This is a genomic window from Micromonospora sp. NPDC005291 (genome assembly GCF_040607415.1).
GTDB lineage: Bacteria > Actinomycetota > Actinomycetes > Mycobacteriales > Micromonosporaceae > Micromonospora.
In genome coordinates this window covers 83615-100157 of sequence record NZ_JBEXGR010000011.1, presented here as the reverse complement: position 1 = coordinate 100157, position 16543 = coordinate 83615, and the positions used below count along the sequence as shown (strand labels likewise).

Annotated in this window: 13 protein-coding genes; 4 read left to right on the top strand and 9 right to left on the bottom strand. The window is 72.5% G+C overall.

The window, feature by feature from the left end:
- Positions 1 to 178: 178 nt before the first annotated feature.
- Positions 179 to 1522 (top strand): GH1 family beta-glucosidase, encoded by a 1344-nt coding sequence (locus tag ABZT18_RS17055; protein ID WP_354992447.1) that lies wholly within the window; start codon positions 179 to 181, stop codon positions 1520 to 1522.
- A gap of 80 nt (positions 1523 to 1602) precedes the next feature.
- Here ABZT18_RS17055 and ABZT18_RS17050 read toward each other — a convergent pair whose 3' ends face one another.
- The 3 genes from ABZT18_RS17050 to ABZT18_RS17040 form a co-directional block, all read right to left on the bottom strand.
- Positions 1603 to 2016 carry a roadblock/LC7 domain-containing protein gene (locus ABZT18_RS17050; RefSeq protein WP_354992516.1) on the bottom strand — a complete coding sequence of 138 codons (414 nt, stop codon included), beginning with the start codon at positions 2014 to 2016 and terminating at the stop codon, positions 1603 to 1605.
- A gap of 5 nt (positions 2017 to 2021) precedes the next feature.
- Entirely contained in the window at positions 2022 to 4559 is a 2538-nt protein-coding gene (locus ABZT18_RS17045; RefSeq protein WP_354992448.1) for a nitrate- and nitrite sensing domain-containing protein, read from the bottom strand.
- Between the two features lie 99 nt (positions 4560 to 4658).
- Positions 4659 to 6071 carry an FGGY family carbohydrate kinase gene (locus ABZT18_RS17040; RefSeq protein ID WP_354992449.1) on the bottom strand — a complete coding sequence of 471 codons (1413 nt, stop codon included), beginning with the start codon at positions 6069 to 6071 and terminating at the stop codon, positions 4659 to 4661.
- A gap of 205 nt (positions 6072 to 6276) precedes the next feature.
- On the opposite strand from ABZT18_RS17040, the gene ABZT18_RS17035 reads away from it, so the two are divergent.
- Positions 6277 to 8199 carry an anthranilate synthase family protein gene (locus ABZT18_RS17035; RefSeq protein WP_354992450.1) on the top strand — a complete coding sequence of 641 codons (1923 nt, stop codon included), beginning with the start codon at positions 6277 to 6279 and terminating at the stop codon, positions 8197 to 8199.
- A gap of 86 nt (positions 8200 to 8285) precedes the next feature.
- Here ABZT18_RS17035 and wrbA read toward each other — a convergent pair whose 3' ends face one another.
- From wrbA to ABZT18_RS17020, 3 genes are all read right to left on the bottom strand, one after another.
- A complete protein-coding gene (gene wrbA / locus ABZT18_RS17030) occupies positions 8286 to 8903 on the bottom strand; it encodes an NAD(P)H:quinone oxidoreductase (RefSeq protein WP_354992451.1) in 618 nt (205 codons plus the stop codon).
- A gap of 328 nt (positions 8904 to 9231) precedes the next feature.
- Positions 9232 to 9600 carry a DUF3037 domain-containing protein gene (locus tag ABZT18_RS17025; RefSeq protein WP_354992452.1) on the bottom strand — a complete coding sequence of 123 codons (369 nt, stop codon included), beginning with the start codon at positions 9598 to 9600 and terminating at the stop codon, positions 9232 to 9234.
- Positions 9597 to 10355, bottom strand: coding sequence for a HipA family kinase (locus ABZT18_RS17020; RefSeq protein ID WP_354992453.1), 759 nt, complete (start codon positions 10353 to 10355; stop codon positions 9597 to 9599). The genes ABZT18_RS17025 and ABZT18_RS17020 overlap by 4 nt, the downstream gene beginning before the upstream one ends.
- Before the next feature lie 155 nt (positions 10356 to 10510).
- Between ABZT18_RS17020 and ABZT18_RS17015 the strand changes: the two genes are divergently transcribed.
- Entirely contained in the window at positions 10511 to 11470 is a 960-nt protein-coding gene (locus ABZT18_RS17015; protein WP_354992454.1) for a chlorophyllase, read from the top strand.
- A 61-nt stretch (positions 11471 to 11531) separates the two neighbouring features.
- Here ABZT18_RS17015 and ABZT18_RS17010 read toward each other — a convergent pair whose 3' ends face one another.
- Positions 11532 to 11924: a hypothetical protein gene (locus ABZT18_RS17010; RefSeq protein WP_354992455.1), complete on the bottom strand. Its 393-nt coding sequence runs from the start codon at positions 11922 to 11924 to the stop codon at positions 11532 to 11534.
- Between the two features lie 139 nt (positions 11925 to 12063).
- Between ABZT18_RS17010 and ABZT18_RS17005 the strand changes: the two genes are divergently transcribed.
- Complete coding sequence (locus tag ABZT18_RS17005) at positions 12064 to 13173, top strand: winged helix DNA-binding domain-containing protein (RefSeq protein ID WP_354992456.1); 1110 nt, start codon at positions 12064 to 12066, stop codon at positions 13171 to 13173.
- Between the two features lie 10 nt (positions 13174 to 13183).
- Here ABZT18_RS17005 and malQ read toward each other — a convergent pair whose 3' ends face one another.
- On the bottom strand, positions 13184 to 15211 hold the full coding sequence (gene malQ / locus ABZT18_RS17000; protein WP_355251720.1) for a 4-alpha-glucanotransferase: 2028 nt from the start codon (positions 15209 to 15211) through the stop codon (positions 13184 to 13186).
- Between the two features lie 114 nt (positions 15212 to 15325).
- Positions 15326 to 16534 carry a sn-glycerol-3-phosphate ABC transporter ATP-binding protein UgpC gene (gene ugpC / locus ABZT18_RS16995; RefSeq protein ID WP_354992458.1) on the bottom strand — a complete coding sequence of 403 codons (1209 nt, stop codon included), beginning with the start codon at positions 16532 to 16534 and terminating at the stop codon, positions 15326 to 15328.
- Between the last annotated feature and the right edge of the window lie 9 nt (positions 16535 to 16543).

Here is a 16543-nt window from a genome sequence, read left to right as displayed (position 1 = left end):
CGACGGGACAGGCGCACCGCGCCGCCCGGCGGCCTCGCTCGCTGTTCGGGGCCCCACCCGCCTCAACCCGCCACCGCCGGCCCGCCACGACGGCCGGCTGACCGGGCCCGCCGCCCCTGCCCTATCATGGGAGCGCTCCCGAATCTCGGCGGTGGCCCCGTATCCATGAGGAGAATCCATGTCGATACCCACCGGGCCCGCCGGCCCGCTGCGCTTCCCTGACAACTTCGGCTGGGGCGCGGCCACCTCCGCGTACCAGATCGAGGGCGCCGCCAAGGAGGACGGGCGCGGCGAGTCGGTCTGGGACACCTTCAGCCGTGTCCCCGGGCGCACCCGCAACGGCGACACCGGCGACGTGGCCGCTGACCACTACCACCGGTACGCCGAGGATCTTGACCTGATGCGCGACCTCGGGTTGCGCAGCTACCGCTTCTCCATCTCCTGGCCACGGATCCAGCCTGACGGCACGGGCGCGCCCAACCAGCGCGGGCTCGACTTCTATCGCCGGCTCCTCGACGGCCTGCACGAACGCGGGATCACCCCGATGGCCACCCTGTTCCACTGGGACCTACCGCAGGCGCTACAGGACGCCGACGGCTGGGAGTCACGCGACACCGCCCACCGCTTCGCCGACTACGCCGACGCGGTCTTCCATGCCCTCGGCGACCGGGTGCCGGCCTGGCTCACCGTCAACGAGCCCAAGACCGTGGTGCAGAACGGCTACCTCATCGGCCACCACGCCCCGGGCCGGCAGGACCCGGACGCGGCCTACCTGGTCGCCCACCACCTCCAGCTCGCGCACGGGCTCGCGGTCGGCGCGCTGCGGGCCACCGGCAGTGCCAGCCGGATCGGCCCCGCGCTCAACCTGCACCCCTGCTACCCCGCCGACGACTCCCCGCAGGCTGCCGCCGCCGCCCGCCTCTACGACGGCTACGAGAACCGGCTCTACCTGGACTCCCTGCTCAAGGGCAGCTACCCGGAAGACGTGCTCGCCGACCTGGGCCCGCAGAGCCGGATGGTCCAGGGCATCCGCGACGGCGACCTGGCGATCATCTCCGCACCGGTCGACCTGCTGGCCGTGCAGTACTACACGCCGATCTACGTCGCCGCCGACGGCGGCACCGAGCACCGCTGGTCGACCTCCGAGGCCGAGTGGCAGCAGATCTATCCCGAGGGGATGTACGACATCCTGACCCGGGTCACCCGCGACTACGGCCCCATCCCGCTCACCGTCACCGAGAACGGGCTGCCCACACCGGACGCCCTGGCCGCGGACGGCACCGTCCACGACGCGGGTCGGATCAACTTCCTGCGTGACCACCTCGCCGCCGCGCACCGGGCCATCGCCGCCGGGGTGCCGCTGGAGAGCTTCCACGTCTGGTCGCTGCTGGACAACTTCGAGTGGGCCGAGGGGTACGACCAGCGGTGGGGACTGGTCTACGTGGACTACCCGACCCAGCGGCGGGTGCTCAAGAGCAGCGCCACCTGGTACCGCTCCGTCATCGCCGACGGCGGCTTCTGAGCAGGCCGCCACCCGGACGGCCGGGCCCGGACGGCTCGGCTCCGGTGAGCCGGTGACCGTCCGGGACTCGGCCGGGCCAGTCAGCGGGGCAGCGCCTGCTGCAACTCCGCGCGCAGAGCCGGAGTGAGCATCTCCCCCGCCTGCTTGGCCAGCCGGGCCATCTCGTAGCCCACCACACCGATGTCCGCGTCACCGGCGGCCAGCGTGGCCAGGATCGAACCGTCGCGAATCTGCATCACCAGGAAGTAGCCGCGGCCCATCTCGACAACCGTCTGCTTGACGATATCGCCGTCGAACAACTGGGCCGCGCCCGCGGTGATGCTCATCAGCCCGGAGGTCACTGCGGCGAGCTTGTCCGCGTTGTCGCGGGGCAGGTGGTCGGAGATCGCCACCAGCAGCCCGTCGGAGGAGACCACCACGGCGTGCGCCACGCCCGGCACCCGCTCCGCGAACGCGCTCACCAGCCAGCTCAGGTCACGCGCCTCCTGGCTCAACGTCGTCACTGTCGTCGTCCCCTTTCGTCGTGCCCCCCGGACGGTGGCACGGGTATCTCGGTGGTGTCCTCGGCCTCGGCGCGCCGCACTCCGCTGTAGAGCCGGGAGAGCATGCCGCCGACCGCCTCAGGGTCCGGGTCAGCGCGGGCCAGCGTCGACACCGGTTGTGCCGAACGAGTGACCGCGGACAATTGCGCCATGGGCACCCGCACCGGCAGCCCTCGTTCATTCGTGCCGGCGGTCACCGGGATGGCCGGCGGCACCGCCGCCACGGGCACTGCCGGCGCAAAGGGACCCTGCCGCGACCACCAGCCCCCGCCGTCGTCGCGGGCGGTGGCCGGGGTCAGCACGTCCTCGGCGCGCACCGGAACCGGACGGGCCTGGCGCGGCACGGCGACGCCCGGCGGACGGCCGGCCACCGGCAGGTCCCGCGCTGCGAAGCCCGGCACGGGGGCACCGGCCTCCCGGATGCCCAGGGGCTGCGGAGCCACTCCCCGAGCGGCGCTCGTCGCCAGCATCCGAGCCGGCGCGGGTGGATCCAGCTCCACCGAGCCCGCCGGGGCCAGCAACACGGCGGGCAGCGCGAGCCGGGCGACCAGGCCGTCCTGGCCGCCGTCCAGCCGCACGCGTAGGCCCAGCCGGGCCGCCAGGTGGCTGACCACGAAGAGACCCATCCGCTCCACCGCCGCGACGTCCGCGGCTGGAGGGCTGGCCAGCACCGCGTTCGCCTCAGCCAGCGCGGCTGGGCTCATGCCCAGACCACGGTCGGCGATCTCGATCAGGGTGGTCGCGCCCTCGACCCGGGCGGTCACCACCACGGTGGTGTCCGGGCGGGAGAAGGCAGTGGCGTTCTCCAGCAACTCGGCCAGCAGGTGCACCAACTCGCCGACGGCGTGCCCGACCACGTGCACCTCGGCCACCGACTCGATGCGGACCCGCTGGTACTGCTCGATCTCCGCGGCGGCGGCCAGCAGCACCGCGCCGAGACCGACCGGTCGGTTCCACCGGCGGGTGGAGTCGGTGCCGGCGAGCACCAGCAGGCTCTCGTCGTTGCGGCGCATACGCGCGGCCAGGTGGTCGAGCTTGAACAGGTTCTCCAGCTGGTCCGGGTCGCTCTCCTCGCGCTCCAGGTCGTCCAGCAGCTCCAGTTGGCGCTCCACCAGCACCTGGCTGCGACGGGCCAGGTTGACGAACATCGCGTTGACGTTGCGCCGCATGAGCGCCTGCTCGACGGCGACCGTGACCGCGCTGCGGTGCACCGCCACGAACGCCTCGGCCAGCTCACCGATCTCGTCGAGCGAGCGGACCACCGCCGGCGCGACCTCGATTCCCGGCACCCCGCCGGTGACGGTCTTCAGGCGGTCCAGTGCGTCCGGCAGCTCAATCTGCGCGATCCGGAGCGCCTGGCTACGCAGCAACCGCATCGACCGGGCGACCGACCGCCCGACGAGCAACGAGATCAGCAGGGCGACCAGCAGGACCGCGACGACCCCGCCGACGACCAGCAGGGTGGCCCGCAGCTGACCGTCACTGGCGTCGTCGGCCTGCCGCACGGCGTCGTCCAACACGCCCGCCTCAAGCTGCCGCAGCAGCTCCTGGCGCTGCTGGCTGGCCGACCACCACTGCTCTGACGGCAACACCTCCGGCGACGCGTCACCGGCCGGCAGGCTGCGTTCCTCCAGCCGGGTGGCGAGCACGAACATCGGGGCCACCGAGGTCTCGTCGTACCGGCGGATCTGATCGGTCGTCGCGGCCACCCGGAACGCGCCGAGCGCGGTCAGTTGCTGGGCGCGCAGATCGGTGAGGAGCACCCGGTCCTCGGTGCCGTAGCCTCCACCGCGGGCGGCGGCGTAGAGCTGGGCCCGCACCCGGGAGGAGAGCTCCTTGACGCGGGCCAGCTGGACGTAGCGCAGCACCGCGTCGTTCAACGCCGGCTGGTCCTGACCAGGGGTCGGCTCGGCGAGCAGGTCGAGCATCGCGCCGACTGCCCGGTGGTAGTTGCTCAGGATGGTGTCGTTGCTGAGCACCGCCGGCGGGATCGCCGCACGGATGTCGGCCACCTGGTCGTACGCCTCCAGCGCCTCGGAGAAGGCGACCCGCCAGGACGCGTCGGCGTTCGCCAGCGGCTCGGCGGCTTGGCGCAGGTCGACGATCGCCCGGTCGGTGGCCGCCTGCAACGGCTTCAGGTCGGTCGCCGCGGTCTCCCGGTCGCCACCCCTACGCAGCTCACCCAGCTCGCCCGCCGAACGGTCGCGCTCCTGCTGGAGCTGGTGCACCACCGCGGTGATCTGCCGGCCGATGCCGACCTGGCGGGAGAATTCGTTCAACGCCGTCGTCCGCCCCACCAGCGCGCTGGTCTGCACGCCGGCGAGCACCAGGAACGCCACCGACGGCACCACCAGCACGGTGGCGAGCTTCGTGCTCATCCGCCAGTCCCGCAGCCGGAACGGTGACCGACGCCGATGTGGAACGACGCGGACGTCGAAGCGGCGTCGACGATGGTTCGACACCGCGCCGGTCGCCGGGTCGGGAGCTACCGCCACCCTGTCTCCTCCGTCCTACCGCGTCCACCGCGGTCCGGGGAGCGCAGTCCATCCAACCAGGCTCGGGAGCGCTGTCAACGGCCCGGGCAACGCGGAGGTTCAGGAAGGATACTGCGGGCGGGAAGGTCCTGCCGTGGTCGGCAAGACCAGCTCATCCGTCCGGCCGATGTCGGCGAGGTCGGCCGCGTCACCAAACCGACCCAGGGCCACCAACGCCGCGCCGGTGGCGCCGATCTCCGGGTTGCGTTGGTGCGACACCGGTCGCGGTGCGAGCGCGGCGGCGAAGGCCTGCCGCCACCACACCGAGGCTGCCACCGCACCCCCGCCCAGCACCACACCGACCGGTTTGTCGATCGTGGACTCCAGCACCGCGAGATCCTCGGCGACCAGCTCGCACAGCCCCTGCATCAGCCCGGCCAGGATGTCCACGGAGGTGGTGCTGAAGCTGAGTCCGCGCAGCTCGCCGCTGCCAGTCGGCGCGAGGCCGGGCGGCCGGTCGCCACCGAAGCGGGAGTCGGCCGGTCGGCCACCGCCCGCCGGCACCAACGCCAGCGCCGCGTCCAGCTCGGCGCCCCGGGGCAACCGCAGCTCCCGGTTCGCCCAGGCGAACAGGTTGCCACCGCTGGAGTACGCCGCCCCGGTCACCACATGGTCGTGGTCGACCCGGTAACGCCACAGCCGTTCGGGGAGCCGTGGCATGGGTTCGCCGGCCGGGATCCGCTGCATCAGCCGTACGGCCGCGGAGGTGCCGACGGTGACTGCGGCCCGGCTCGGGTCGACGCAGCCCGAACCGACGTTCGACGCCCCACCGTCACCCACCGGCGGTGCCCAGCGGGCCTCCGCCAACTGCGGCCAACGGCGGGCCCGGTCGGCCCGGAGCCGGCCGTGCCAGTCCAGCTCACCCAGGGACGGCAGCTCCTGTGGTCGCACCCCGGCGAGCGTCAGCGCCTCCTCGTCCCAGCGCAGGCTGCCCAGGTCCAGCAGACCGGTCCCGGAGGCCTGGGAGACCGACATGGGCGCCTCGTCGAGCAACTCGCCCAGCACGTACTCGGGCAGGCCGACGAACCGGGCGATCGGGGTGCCGGACTGCTCGCGCAACCAGGGCAGCCGCATCGACCAGTAGGAGCGGTGCCACCAGCAGCCGGTGCGCTGGTGGAAGTCGTCCGGGTCGGCCGGCCCCGCCGTACCGCCGACCGGCGCGGGCCGGGTGTCCAGCCAGGTGATCACCGGGCCGATCGGGGCGCCCTCGCGGTCCAGCGGAAGCACCGAGTGCCACTGGGCGGAGACCGCCACCAGGCCGACGTCGTGCAGGTGCCCCGCGTCGGCCAGCTCGTCCAGGCACTCGACCAGGTAGGCGAGATAGGCGGGACCGGACAGGGTGCCGGTGCCGTCGTCACCGATGGCCAGGTCGACCTTGCGCCGGGCCAGTGCACCGGGCAGCGGTCGGGTGTCCGCGTCCAGCACCAGCCCGCGTACCGAGGAGGTGCCCAGATCGAGCGCGAGAATGTTCATCGCCGGTCAAGTTACCCGGTGCCAGCCGGGCGACGGGCGCGTAGGGTGGATCACATGCTCGCGCATCTGACCTGCTGGTGGCCCGCCAACCCGGCGGCCATCTCCCGCGCGTAGCTCCATCCACGCGGCCGCCATCGAGGCGGCCGCCGGATCTCCCGGCCCGATGGCCGCCCCGCAGGCGGCGCCCGGCCTGACGGAGACTCCGATGACCCACCTGACCGATCTGCTCGCCGCCGTCGCCCACGGTGTCGACCCTGGTCCCTTCGCGCTGCTGCACCGCGACGGCGCGGACGAGCTGGAGCTGTTCACCGGCCCGGTCGACACCGTCGACCGGCTCGCGGACATCCCGCTGACGCCGGGCACGCCCGGGCCGCGGACTCTGGCCCTGGTGCCGTTCCGGCAGATCACCGAGCGCGGCTTCGCCTGCGTCGACGACGGCGCCCCGCTGGAGTGCCTCCAGGTCCGCGAGCATCGGCGGATCACCCTGGCCGACGCCCTGGCCGCGCTGCCCGACGAGCCGGTCCGCACCATCGACGCCGCCTTCGACATCACCGACGAGGAGTACGCGCGGACCGTGCAGCGGGTGCTGGCCGAGGAGATCGGCCGCGGCGAGGGCGCGAACTTCGTCATCCACCGCACCCTGCACGCCACCGTGCAGGGCCCACCGCTGGTGGCCGCGCTGGCCGCACTGCGCCGGCTGCTGGTCGCCGAGCGCGGCGCGTACTGGACCTTCGTGGTGCACACCGGAGCGCGGACTCTGGTCGGCGCCAGCCCGGAGCGGCACGTCAGCGTCGACGACGGGCTGGTGATGATGAACCCGATCAGCGGCACCTTCCGGTCTGCCGGTGGCACCCCGGACCGGGCGGCGTTGCTGCGCTTCCTCGCCGACCCGAAGGAGGTCGAGGAGCTGTACATGGTGCTCGACGAGGAGCTGAAGATGATGGCGACCGTCGCCGAGCACGGCGGTCAGGTGATCGGCCCGTACCTGAAGGAGATGTCGCACCTGGCGCACACCGAGTACCTGCTCGCCGGGCGGGGCACCCGTGACGTGCGGGAGGTGCTGCGCGAGACGATGTTCGCCCCCACCGTGACGGGCAGCCCGATGGAGAACGCCTGCCGGGTGATCGCCCGGCACGAGCGCCGAGGCCGGGGTTACTACGCGGGTGTGCTGGCCCTGCTCGGCCACGACGAGGCCGGCCAGCAGACGCTGGACGCCCCGATCCTGATCCGGACCGCCGAGATCTCCCCCACCGGCCGGCTACGGGTGCCGGTGGGCGCCACCCTGGTCCGGCACTCGACGGCGGCCGGCGAGGTGGCCGAGACGCACGCCAAGGCGGCCGGTGTACTGGCCGCGCTCGGCCTCGGGCCGGCGGCGCCCGTCGGCGGCAGCGGACCGGTCGCGCGACTGGCCGACGAGCCGGCGGTACGCGACGCGCTGGCCGCGCGTAACGCACCGCTGGCGCGGTTCTGGCTGGACCAGCGGTCACCGGATGCACCGGGCCTGCCCGGGTTGGTCGGTCGCCGGGTGCTGATCGTGGACGCCGAGGACACCTTCACCGGGATGCTGGCCCACCAACTGGGCGCGTTGGGTCTCGCGGTGACCATGCGGCCGTGGCACGCGAGCGGCCCTGTCGACCCCTACGACCTGGTGGTGGCCGGTCCCGGGCCGGGCGATCCGGGAAGCTCGGACGAGCCGAAGATGGTGGCGCTGCGGAGACTGCTGGCCGAGCTGTTGGCGACCGGCCGCCCCACCCTCGCGGTCTGCCTCGGCCATCAGGTGCTGGCCGGGCTGCTGGGGCTGCCACTGCACCGCCGGGAGGCGCCCTATCAGGGGTTGCAGCGGGAGGTGCGGGTGTTTGGCCGGACCCGCCGGGTCGGCTTCTACTCGACGTTCACCGCCCGCGCCGAGGCGGACCGGCTGGCCACCGCGTACGGGCCGGTGGAGCTGGCCCGGGACTCGAGCGACGGCGCCGTGCATGCCCTCCGTGGGCGCGGCTTCGCCGGGGTGCAGTTCCACCCGGAGTCGGTGCTCAGCCCGGACGGGCTCGCTGTGCTGACCGAGCTGTTGAGCGACCTGCTGCCGGCTCCGCGTACGGACGAGCTGTCCGCAATGGGCGGACGCGCATAGCCGCCCTGCCGCGGGGTAGAGCTGGATCGACCGGTGGCGCGGGCGGGCCGAGAGCCCCCGCCCGCGCCACCGGTCGCCTTCGCCCGTCAGCCGGCCATGCCCGCCTTCAGCGCGGCACCTATCAGCACCGCCCGCCGCGCGGTGAGCGCGCAGGCGCCGAGCGCCACGGCGTCCGGGGCGATTTCACCGTTGTTGCTCGTGTGCGAGGCACCGTACGGGTTGCCGGCGATGAACTGGCTGGTGTCGGTGTAACCAGGGGTGACCACGATGCCGCCCCAGTGGTAGAAGACGTTGAAGAGCGAGGTCAACGTGGTCTCCTGCCCCCCGTGCGAGGTCGCCGTCGAGGTGAAGGCGGAGTAGACCTTGTTGGCCAGCGCGCCCTGGGCCCAGAGCGGGCCGGTGGTGTCGATGAACTGCTTCAGCTGGGCGGCGACCATGCCGTACCGGGTGGGCGCTCCCAAGATCACCACATCGGCCCAGGCCAGGTCGTCGACCATCGCCTCGGGCACATCCTGGGTCTCCAGGCGGTGAGCCTCCCAGCCGGAGTTGGAGCGGACCGCCTCGTCCGGCGCCAGCTCGCGCACCTTGCGCAGGCGCACATCGGCGCCGGCCTCCCCGGCGGCCTCGCACACGGCCTGCGCCATCTGGTACGTGATGCCGGTGGCGCTGTAGTAGATCACCGCTACCTTGGTCTGGGCAGCCATCAGATGTTCCCCTTCGTCTCGGGTTCAGCTCCCGCGACTACCCGTTGCACCTGATCTCTAACGGCGTGTGCTTCCGTTTACCGGTCCGCCGGCCTCAAGTTTTCCGCAACTTCCCGGTGGTTTCGGCCCTACGCCCCGTGCGGGCGGCGATCCTGATGGGGTCGGTGCCGGCGGGAACCAAGCCGCCGCCCCGCACCGAGCACCTGAACGGGGGATCGCGCTCCGTCGGCAATGGGGCTGGCGTAGCGCGATCAGGGGCCCGCCCAGCGCGACCAGGGGCGCGCCCAGCGCCATCGGGGCCGCCGGGGCCGCCGGCCACCGCCCTCGCTCAGCGGACCAGGGCCGCCATCAGCCGGTCCAGCTCGGCGGCCGGGTCGACGGTGAGCCCGGTGTGCACCGGCCCCGTCTGGATCATCGTGCTGCGCGGCGCGGCCAGCCAGTGGAACCGCTCGCCGAGCCGCATCCGGGTCGCCGGCCCGTCCCCGGAGCAGGTCCGGTCCCAGGAGTCGAGCACCGCGGCCACCGCGGGCAGGTCCACGTCGGGTGCCAGTGCGCGGACCCGGTCGGCGTCCAGGTGCGTACGCGCGGCCAGGAAGTCGCGCTGCTGGCAGTAGAGCAACACCCCGACGTTGATCTGCTCGCCGCGCTCGATGCGGGGCACCAGCCGGATCAGCGCGTACTCGAAGGGATGCCTCATGCCGCGCTCCCCTGCGGCAGCCAGTCGGCCGTGCGGGCGACCCGGGCCGACAGGTGCTCCAGGTACGCGGCCCGCGCGGCGTCGGCCGTCTCGAAGTCGGCAGCCGTCAGCCACTCCGCGGGCACCAGGGCCAGGACCTCGGTGAGCAGCTCCGGGGTGACCCGGGGGGCCAGCTCGGCGTCGGCCTCGGCGAGTCGGTGGGCGTACGGCGCCAGCACGTGGTCCTCAGCTCGGTAGGCCCGGTGCACGGCAGCCGCGGCTCGCGGCCAGTTGTGGTGGAAGTACAGGCAGGCGCCGTGGTCGATGAGCCACAGCTCCCGGTGCCAGACGAGCAGGTTCGGGTTGCGCCAGCTCCGGTCGACGTTCTCCACGTACGCGTCGAACCAGAGCACGCGCGAGGCCAACGTCGGGTCGACGGGGTGCGCCACCGGGTCGAAGCCGAGCGCCCCGGGCAGGAAGTCCATCCCCAGGTTGGCGCCGCCGCTGTTGCGCAGCAGCTCCTGCACCTCCTGGTCGGGCTCGGCCCGGCCGATCACCGGGTCGATGTCGAGCACCACCAGTGGGGGCACCCGCAGCTCCAGGCGGCGGGCCAGCTCTGCGCAGATCACCTCGGCGATCAGCGCCTTGGGCCCTTGGCCTGCGCCCCGGAACTTGGCCACGTACGTGCCCAGGTCGTCGGCCTCCACCACACCGGGCAGCGACCCACCCTCGCGCAGCGGGGTGACGTAGCGGATCGCGGTGACCTGGCGGAGCACGACGACCACCCTACTGTGATCTCCGGCCGCGCCCATCGGAAGTGTCGCGCGGCGTCGGGCGTCGGCTCGTTGCGCACGGCCATTGGCAAAACGGAGCGTTGTTCCGTATATTAGTGGAACAGTGATCCGTTTACACCTCGGAAGGCCTCGACATCATGAGCGCAGCGACTCTCGCAGCCGACACCATCAGCGCGCCCACCCCCGTCCTCTCCGCCAGCCCGATCGTGCTGTCAGCTCCCGGCCGCGCCGTGGATCTCCAGGTGCGCGTCTCCGCGCCGATGACCGGTAGTGAGCTGCCGATCATCCTGCTCTCACACGGGCACGGGTATTCGAACAACCTCTCGTCACTGAACGGCTACAGCCCACTGGCCACCTTCTGGGCAGCGCACGGCTTCGTCGTCATCCAGCCCACCCATCTGGACTCGAAGACGCTGAGCCTCGATCCCACCGACCCCGACGCGCCTCTCCACTGGCGTTCGCGGGCCCAGGACATGACGCGCATCCTCGACCAACTCGACGTGATCGAGGCCGCTGTCCCGCAACTCCTCGGGCGCCTGGACCGAAGCCGGGTCGCCGTGGCCGGGCATTCGCTCGGCGGACACACCGCGAGCCTGCTGCTGGGCGCGCGGCTCACCGATCCTCACGACGGGACAGAGGTGAACCTGGCCGAGCCCCGGATCAAGGCGGGTGTGCTCCTTGCCGCGCCCGGCAGAGGCGGCGACGCTCTCAGCGAATTCGCGGCCACGAACTACTCCTTCTTCTTGACCACGGACTTCTCCGCGATGACGACACCCACGCTCGTGGTCGCCGGCGACAAGGACACCTCTGCTCACCTGACGGTTCGGGGCGCGGACTGGCACGCCGATCCGTACGTCCTGGCTCCCGGCCCGAAGACCCTGCTCACCCTCTTCGACGCGGAGCACGGCCTCGGCGGCATCTCCGGATATGACGTCGCCGAAACCACGGACGAGAACCCGGAGCGGGTGGCGGCGGTCCAACTGCTCACCTGGGCATACCTCCGCAGCGAGCTCTACCCCGGCGATTCCGCCTGGCAGGCAGCGCGTGACGTGCTGACCGCCGGGGTCAACCCGCTCGGACGGGTCGAATCCAAGTAGCCCGAGGGGGCCACCTGGCCGACCAGCAGCACAAGGTGGTCCCCCGGTCCCCGGGCCGGCGTCAGTCGAGTTTGTCGCGCAGGTCGTCGACCTGCTGCTGGAGGCGGTCCACGGCACCCTCGTTGTTGACGAAGGTGGAGATGCCAGCGGCGAGACCCAGACCGATCAGCACCGCCAGGATGCTCAGCACCAGCCCGCCGATGGCCACCCCCCGACCGGTCACACCGGGCCGCCGGCTCATCTTCAACCCGACGATGCCGAGGATGATCCCGATGATGCCCAGCACCAAACCGATCCAGGCGAGGATGGCGGTCAGCACGCTGAGCAGGCCGGCAACACCGAAGACCAGAGCGAAGGTGGCGGCCGCGCTCGTCTTCGCGCGGGCGTCCCCCCGATGGGTCCGGGATCCGGCCGGTGCGCCGGCACCGCGGGCCGGCTCGTTTGCGGCAGTCATGGGACTCCCTTCCGTACGCGCGGCGCGCGCACTTCCGGCGGGCCGCTTTCCCACGACGACCGCCGTTACTCCTCGCGTCGGCAGGAGTGTCGGTGGCCGGCCCTAGGCTGGTGGCCCGGCAACCGGAAAGGGGCGCACGATGCCTGCCGACCTCAGCGCGGCCGACGCGTTGGCGCTGCGGATGACGAGTCTGCTGTTGCGCCCGCATCCGAGCACCCGACCCGGCACCGTCGCCGACGTGGTCGAGTGGTTCGGCGCGATGCAGGCACAGGATCTGGCCAGCGGCCTGTGGTCTCTGGGTGCCCGGCTGCCGGGCCGCACCCTGGCCGACGTGCAGGCGGCGTTGGAGCGGCGCGAGGCGCTACGCACCTGGCCGATGCGGGGCACCGTGCACCTGGTTCCGCCCGCCGACGCCCGCTGGATGCTGGAGCTGACCGGCGTCCGTTCGCTGGCCGGCGCGGCGACCCGCCGGGCGCAGCTCGGGCTCAGTGAGACCGACGCGGACCGGGCGATCGACGTCCTCGGCACGGCGCTGGCCGGCGGCAACCGGCTCACCCGTGCGGAGTGCCTGGCCACCCTGCGCGCGTCAGGGCTGGCCACCGACGGGCAGCGCGGCTACCACCTGCTGTGGTTCGCGAGTGTGCGCGGGGTGACCTGCGTGGCACCGAACGTCGGCACGGATCAGACCTTCGCCCTGCTCGACGAGTGGGCACCCGAGTCACGCCAGCTGGACCGGGACGAAGCGCTGGCCCTGCTCGCCCACCGCTACGTGCGCGGTCACGGGCCGGTCACCGACCGCGAGTTCGCCGGCTGGTCCGGTCTGACGCTGACCGACGCGCGGCGCGGGCTGGCCGCCGCCGGCGACGCGCTGAGCACAGTGCGAGTGGAGGGCACGCCGATGCACGTCGACGCGGCGCTGGCCGACGTTCCACGCAGCCCGGTGGACGAGGTGCTGGTGCTGCCGGGCTTCGACGAATACCTGCTCGGCTACCGGGACCGCACGTTGATGCTCGACCCCGCGCACCAGGCGGCCGTCGTGCCGGGCAACAACGGCATCTTCCAGGCCACCGTGGTCCGCGCCGGTCGGGTGGTGGGCGTCTGGAAGCGCAAGGTCAGCCGGGGCGCGGTCACCATAACGGTGCAACCGCTGGTGCCGATGGCCGACGACGAACGGGCCTGTGTTGAGCAGGCGCTGAAGCGGTACGCCGACTTTCTCGGCCTGCCACCGCGATTCGACTGGCTGACCTGACTCAGCGGCGTTACTCCTCGGCCGGGTCGGCCGTTTGAGCATCGGCTCGTGCCGGGTTGGCCCGTCGCGGGCGGGCGGCGGTGAGCAGCTCGATGATCCGGGCCACCCGGGGGTCCGTGCGGATCTGCGCCACGGTGGCCGGCAGCGGCAGTCGCCAGTTCGGATACTCGTCCACCGTGCCCGGCATGTTCGGCTGGCGCACCTCGCCCAGCACGTCGTAGAGAGAGATGCCGAGCAGCCGGGTCGGGCTGGCCGCGAGCGCGGCGTGCATCGCCACCACCACGTCGCCGTCGTCGGGCTGGGCCGGCCCGCCGGCCGGCTGTGACCCCGGGTCGGGCGTCTGCGGCAGCAGCGCCTCGTCGCGCAGCATGGAAAGCAGCCGCTCCCGGTCCGCGACGGCTCGGGCCCGCTCCACCGCCACGTCGGCGCTGAGCAGCTTCAACTCGTCGCGCACCCGCACGTGCTCACCGGTCAGGAAGCCGGGAGCGGTGGGCAGATCGTGGGTGGAGATCGTGGCGAGGGCGTTGCGCGGCCACCGGGCCGGTGGGACGAAGTCGCCGTCGTCGTCGCGTGCGAACCACAGCACGGTGGAGCCGAGCATGTTGCGCCCACGCAGCCCCCGGGTCACGGCCGGCTGGACCGTGCCAAGGTCCTCACCGACCACCACCGCCCCGGCCCGGTGCGCCTCCAGCGCGAGGATGCCGAGCATCGCCTCGGCGTCGTAGCGGACATAGGTGCCCTCGGCTGCCCCGGCACCCGGCGGCACCCACCACAGCCGCCACAGGCCGGCGACGTGGTCCACCCGCAGGCCACCGGCGTGCCGCAGGGTCCGGCGCAGCATGTCCCGGTAGGCCGCGTACCCGGTTGCGGCGAGCCGGTCCGGGCGCCACGCTGCGAGCCCCCAGTCCTGGCCGAGCTGGTTGAAGTCGTCCGGCGGTGCGCCGACCCGCACACCCTGGGCCAGCACGTCGGCGAGCTGCCAGCCATCCGCGCCGCCCGGGTCGATGCCGACGGCCAGGTCGTGCACCACGCCGACCGGCATCCCGGCCTCGCGGGCCGCCGCCGTCACGGCGTCGAGCTGCTCGTCGCACAGGTGTTGCAGCCAGGCGTGGAAGTCCACCCGGTCGGCGAGTTGGCGGCGCTGCTCGGCGACCGCCGGGGCGTCCGGGTGATGCAGCTCCGCCGGCCAGGCACGCCAGTCGTTGCCGTGCCGCTCGGCCAGCGCGCACCAGGTGGCGAAGCTGCCCAGCGCCGGGTCCGCGGCAAGGTCCACCCGCTGGGCGTACGGGTGCAGCAACTCCAGGGCGTGCCGCTTGGCGGCCCACACCTCGTCGTAGTCGATCAGGTCACCACGGTCGGGGCGCAACGCGTCGACCACCGCACGGGTCGCCGGGTCCGCCGCACGGTACGCGGCGGTGTCGCTGACCCGCAGGTAGAGCGGGTTGACGAAGCGTCGGCTCGCTGGCGAATACGGTGAAGCAGCGACCGGATGGGCCGGCCCGACCGCGTGCAGCGGGTTGAGCAGCACCAGCCCCGCACCGGTGGCACCGGCCCACCCGGTGAACTCGGCGAGGTCACCGAGATCGCCCATGCCCCAGGAGCGCTCCGAGCTGAGCGCGTAGAGCTGGAGCATCCACCCCCAGGTGCGTGGTGGCACCGGCAGCCGACGGGGCACCACCACCAGCGTCATCTCCCGGCCGGCGCAGGCCAGCCGGTGCCAGCCCAGCGGCAGGTCCGACGGCAGCTCGCCGTCGACCGCACGACGGCCGCCGTCCTCCAGGGTCACCACACCCGGGCCGGGCAGTGCCCGGGAGCTGCCGTGGGTGAGCACGACCGTCTCCGGCAGTGCGCCCCGGTCGACCGCGCGGGCGGCGGCGAGCGCGTCGGCGATGGCTGTCGGGCTGGTGGCGTCCACGCCGAGCAGGCCGAGCACACCCACGACCGTCTCCGGTGCGACCTCGACGCGGCGATGCCGCCAATCCTCATACCAGGTGGACACGCCGTGCGCGTTGGCCAGCGCGGCCAGTCGTCGATTCATCCGTCCCCCGCTTCGCGACGCGACCTGCGACCACCTTGCCACGGCCGGCCGCGCGCCGCAGGGCACGACGGGGGCCGGCGGGCGAACCCGCCGGCCCCACCACGGTGGACGCTGTCAGTCGGCGAGCGCGCCGGCAGCCCGGCCCTCGTGCAGGGTGAGGTTGCGACCGTTGGACGGGTCGAACAGGTGGATCTTCTCCAGGTTGAACCAGACCCGGCGCGACTGCCCCTCAACGACCGGGGACTCCGCGGACAGCCGGGTGACCAGGTTGCCGCCCGCGCCGGCGAAGTCGGCCGCACCGGCGTCGGCTGCCAACTCCTCCAGCTCGGCGGCGCTGGCCTTCTCGCCCTCCACGGTGAAGTAGACGTACTTGTCCGAGCCCATCGACTCGACGATGTCGACTGGCGCCTCGAACTCGATGCCCCGGCGGCGGGTGTCCTCGTCGATCAGCTCGGCGTCCTCGAAGTGCTCGGGGCGGATGCCGAGGATCAGCTCGCGGGGCGCGTCGGCGGCCTCCAGCTCGCGGCGTACCCGGTCGCCGAGCGGCACGTCACCCAGAGCGGTGTGCAGCCCGCCGTCCTGCACGGCGGCGTGCAGGAAGTTCATCGACGGCGAACCGATGAAGCCGGCCACGAAGAGGTTGCGCGGGTGGTCGTAGAGCTCCTGTGGAGGGCCGACCTGCTGCACCGCGCCGCCGCGCATGATCACCACACGGTCGCCGAGGGTCATCGCCTCGGTCTGGTCGTGGGTGACGTAGACGGTGGTGGTGCCGAGCTGCTTCTGCAACCGGGACACCACCGTACGCATCTGCACCCGCAGCTTCGCGTCGAGATTGGACAGCGGCTCGTCCATCAGGAACGCCTTCGGCTGGCGGACGATCGCCCGACCCATCGCCACCCGCTGGCGCTGCCCGCCGGAGAGGTTGGCCGGCTTGCGGTCCAGCAGCGGGGTCAGCTCCAGCACCTTCGCCGCCTCGTCGACCTTCTGGTTGATGGTCTCCTTGTCCAGTTTCGCCAACCGCAGCGGGAACGCCATGTTCTCCCGCACGGTCATGTTCGGGTACAACGCGTACGACTGGAACACCATGGCGATGTCCCGGTCCCGGGGAGCCTTGTCGTTGACGCGCTGGCCGGCGATGCGCAGCTCACCGGAACTGATGTCCTCCAGCCCCGCGATCATGTTGAGGGTGGTGGACTTACCGCAGCCCGAGGGCCCGACCAGGATCACGAACTCGCCGTCGGCGATCTCCAGGTCGACGTCCTGCACGGCGACGGTCCCGTCCGGGAAACTCTTGCTCACCTTGTCGAGCACGATGTCAGCCATGACTACTCA

Coding starts and splice junctions, on each gene's coding strand:
- ABZT18_RS17055 (WP_354992447.1), top strand. CDS start 179: ATGTCGATACCCACCGGGCCCGCCGGCCCGCTGCGCTTCCCTGACAAC.
- ABZT18_RS17040 (WP_354992449.1), bottom strand. CDS start 6,071: ATGAACATTCTCGCGCTCGATCTGGGCACCTCCTCGGTACGCGGGCTG.
- ABZT18_RS17035 (WP_354992450.1), top strand. CDS start 6,277: ATGACCCACCTGACCGATCTGCTCGCCGCCGTCGCCCACGGTGTCGAC.
- wrbA (WP_354992451.1), bottom strand. CDS start 8,903: ATGGCTGCCCAGACCAAGGTAGCGGTGATCTACTACAGCGCCACCGGC.
- ABZT18_RS17025 (WP_354992452.1), bottom strand. CDS start 9,600: ATGAGGCATCCCTTCGAGTACGCGCTGATCCGGCTGGTGCCCCGCATC.
- ABZT18_RS17015 (WP_354992454.1), top strand. CDS start 10,511: ATGAGCGCAGCGACTCTCGCAGCCGACACCATCAGCGCGCCCACCCCC.
- ABZT18_RS17010 (WP_354992455.1), bottom strand. CDS start 11,924: ATGACTGCCGCAAACGAGCCGGCCCGCGGTGCCGGCGCACCGGCCGGA.
- ABZT18_RS17005 (WP_354992456.1), top strand. CDS start 12,064: ATGCCTGCCGACCTCAGCGCGGCCGACGCGTTGGCGCTGCGGATGACG.
- malQ (WP_355251720.1), bottom strand. CDS start 15,211: ATGAATCGACGACTGGCCGCGCTGGCCAACGCGCACGGCGTGTCCACC.
- ugpC (WP_354992458.1), bottom strand. CDS start 16,534: ATGGCTGACATCGTGCTCGACAAGGTGAGCAAGAGTTTCCCGGACGGG.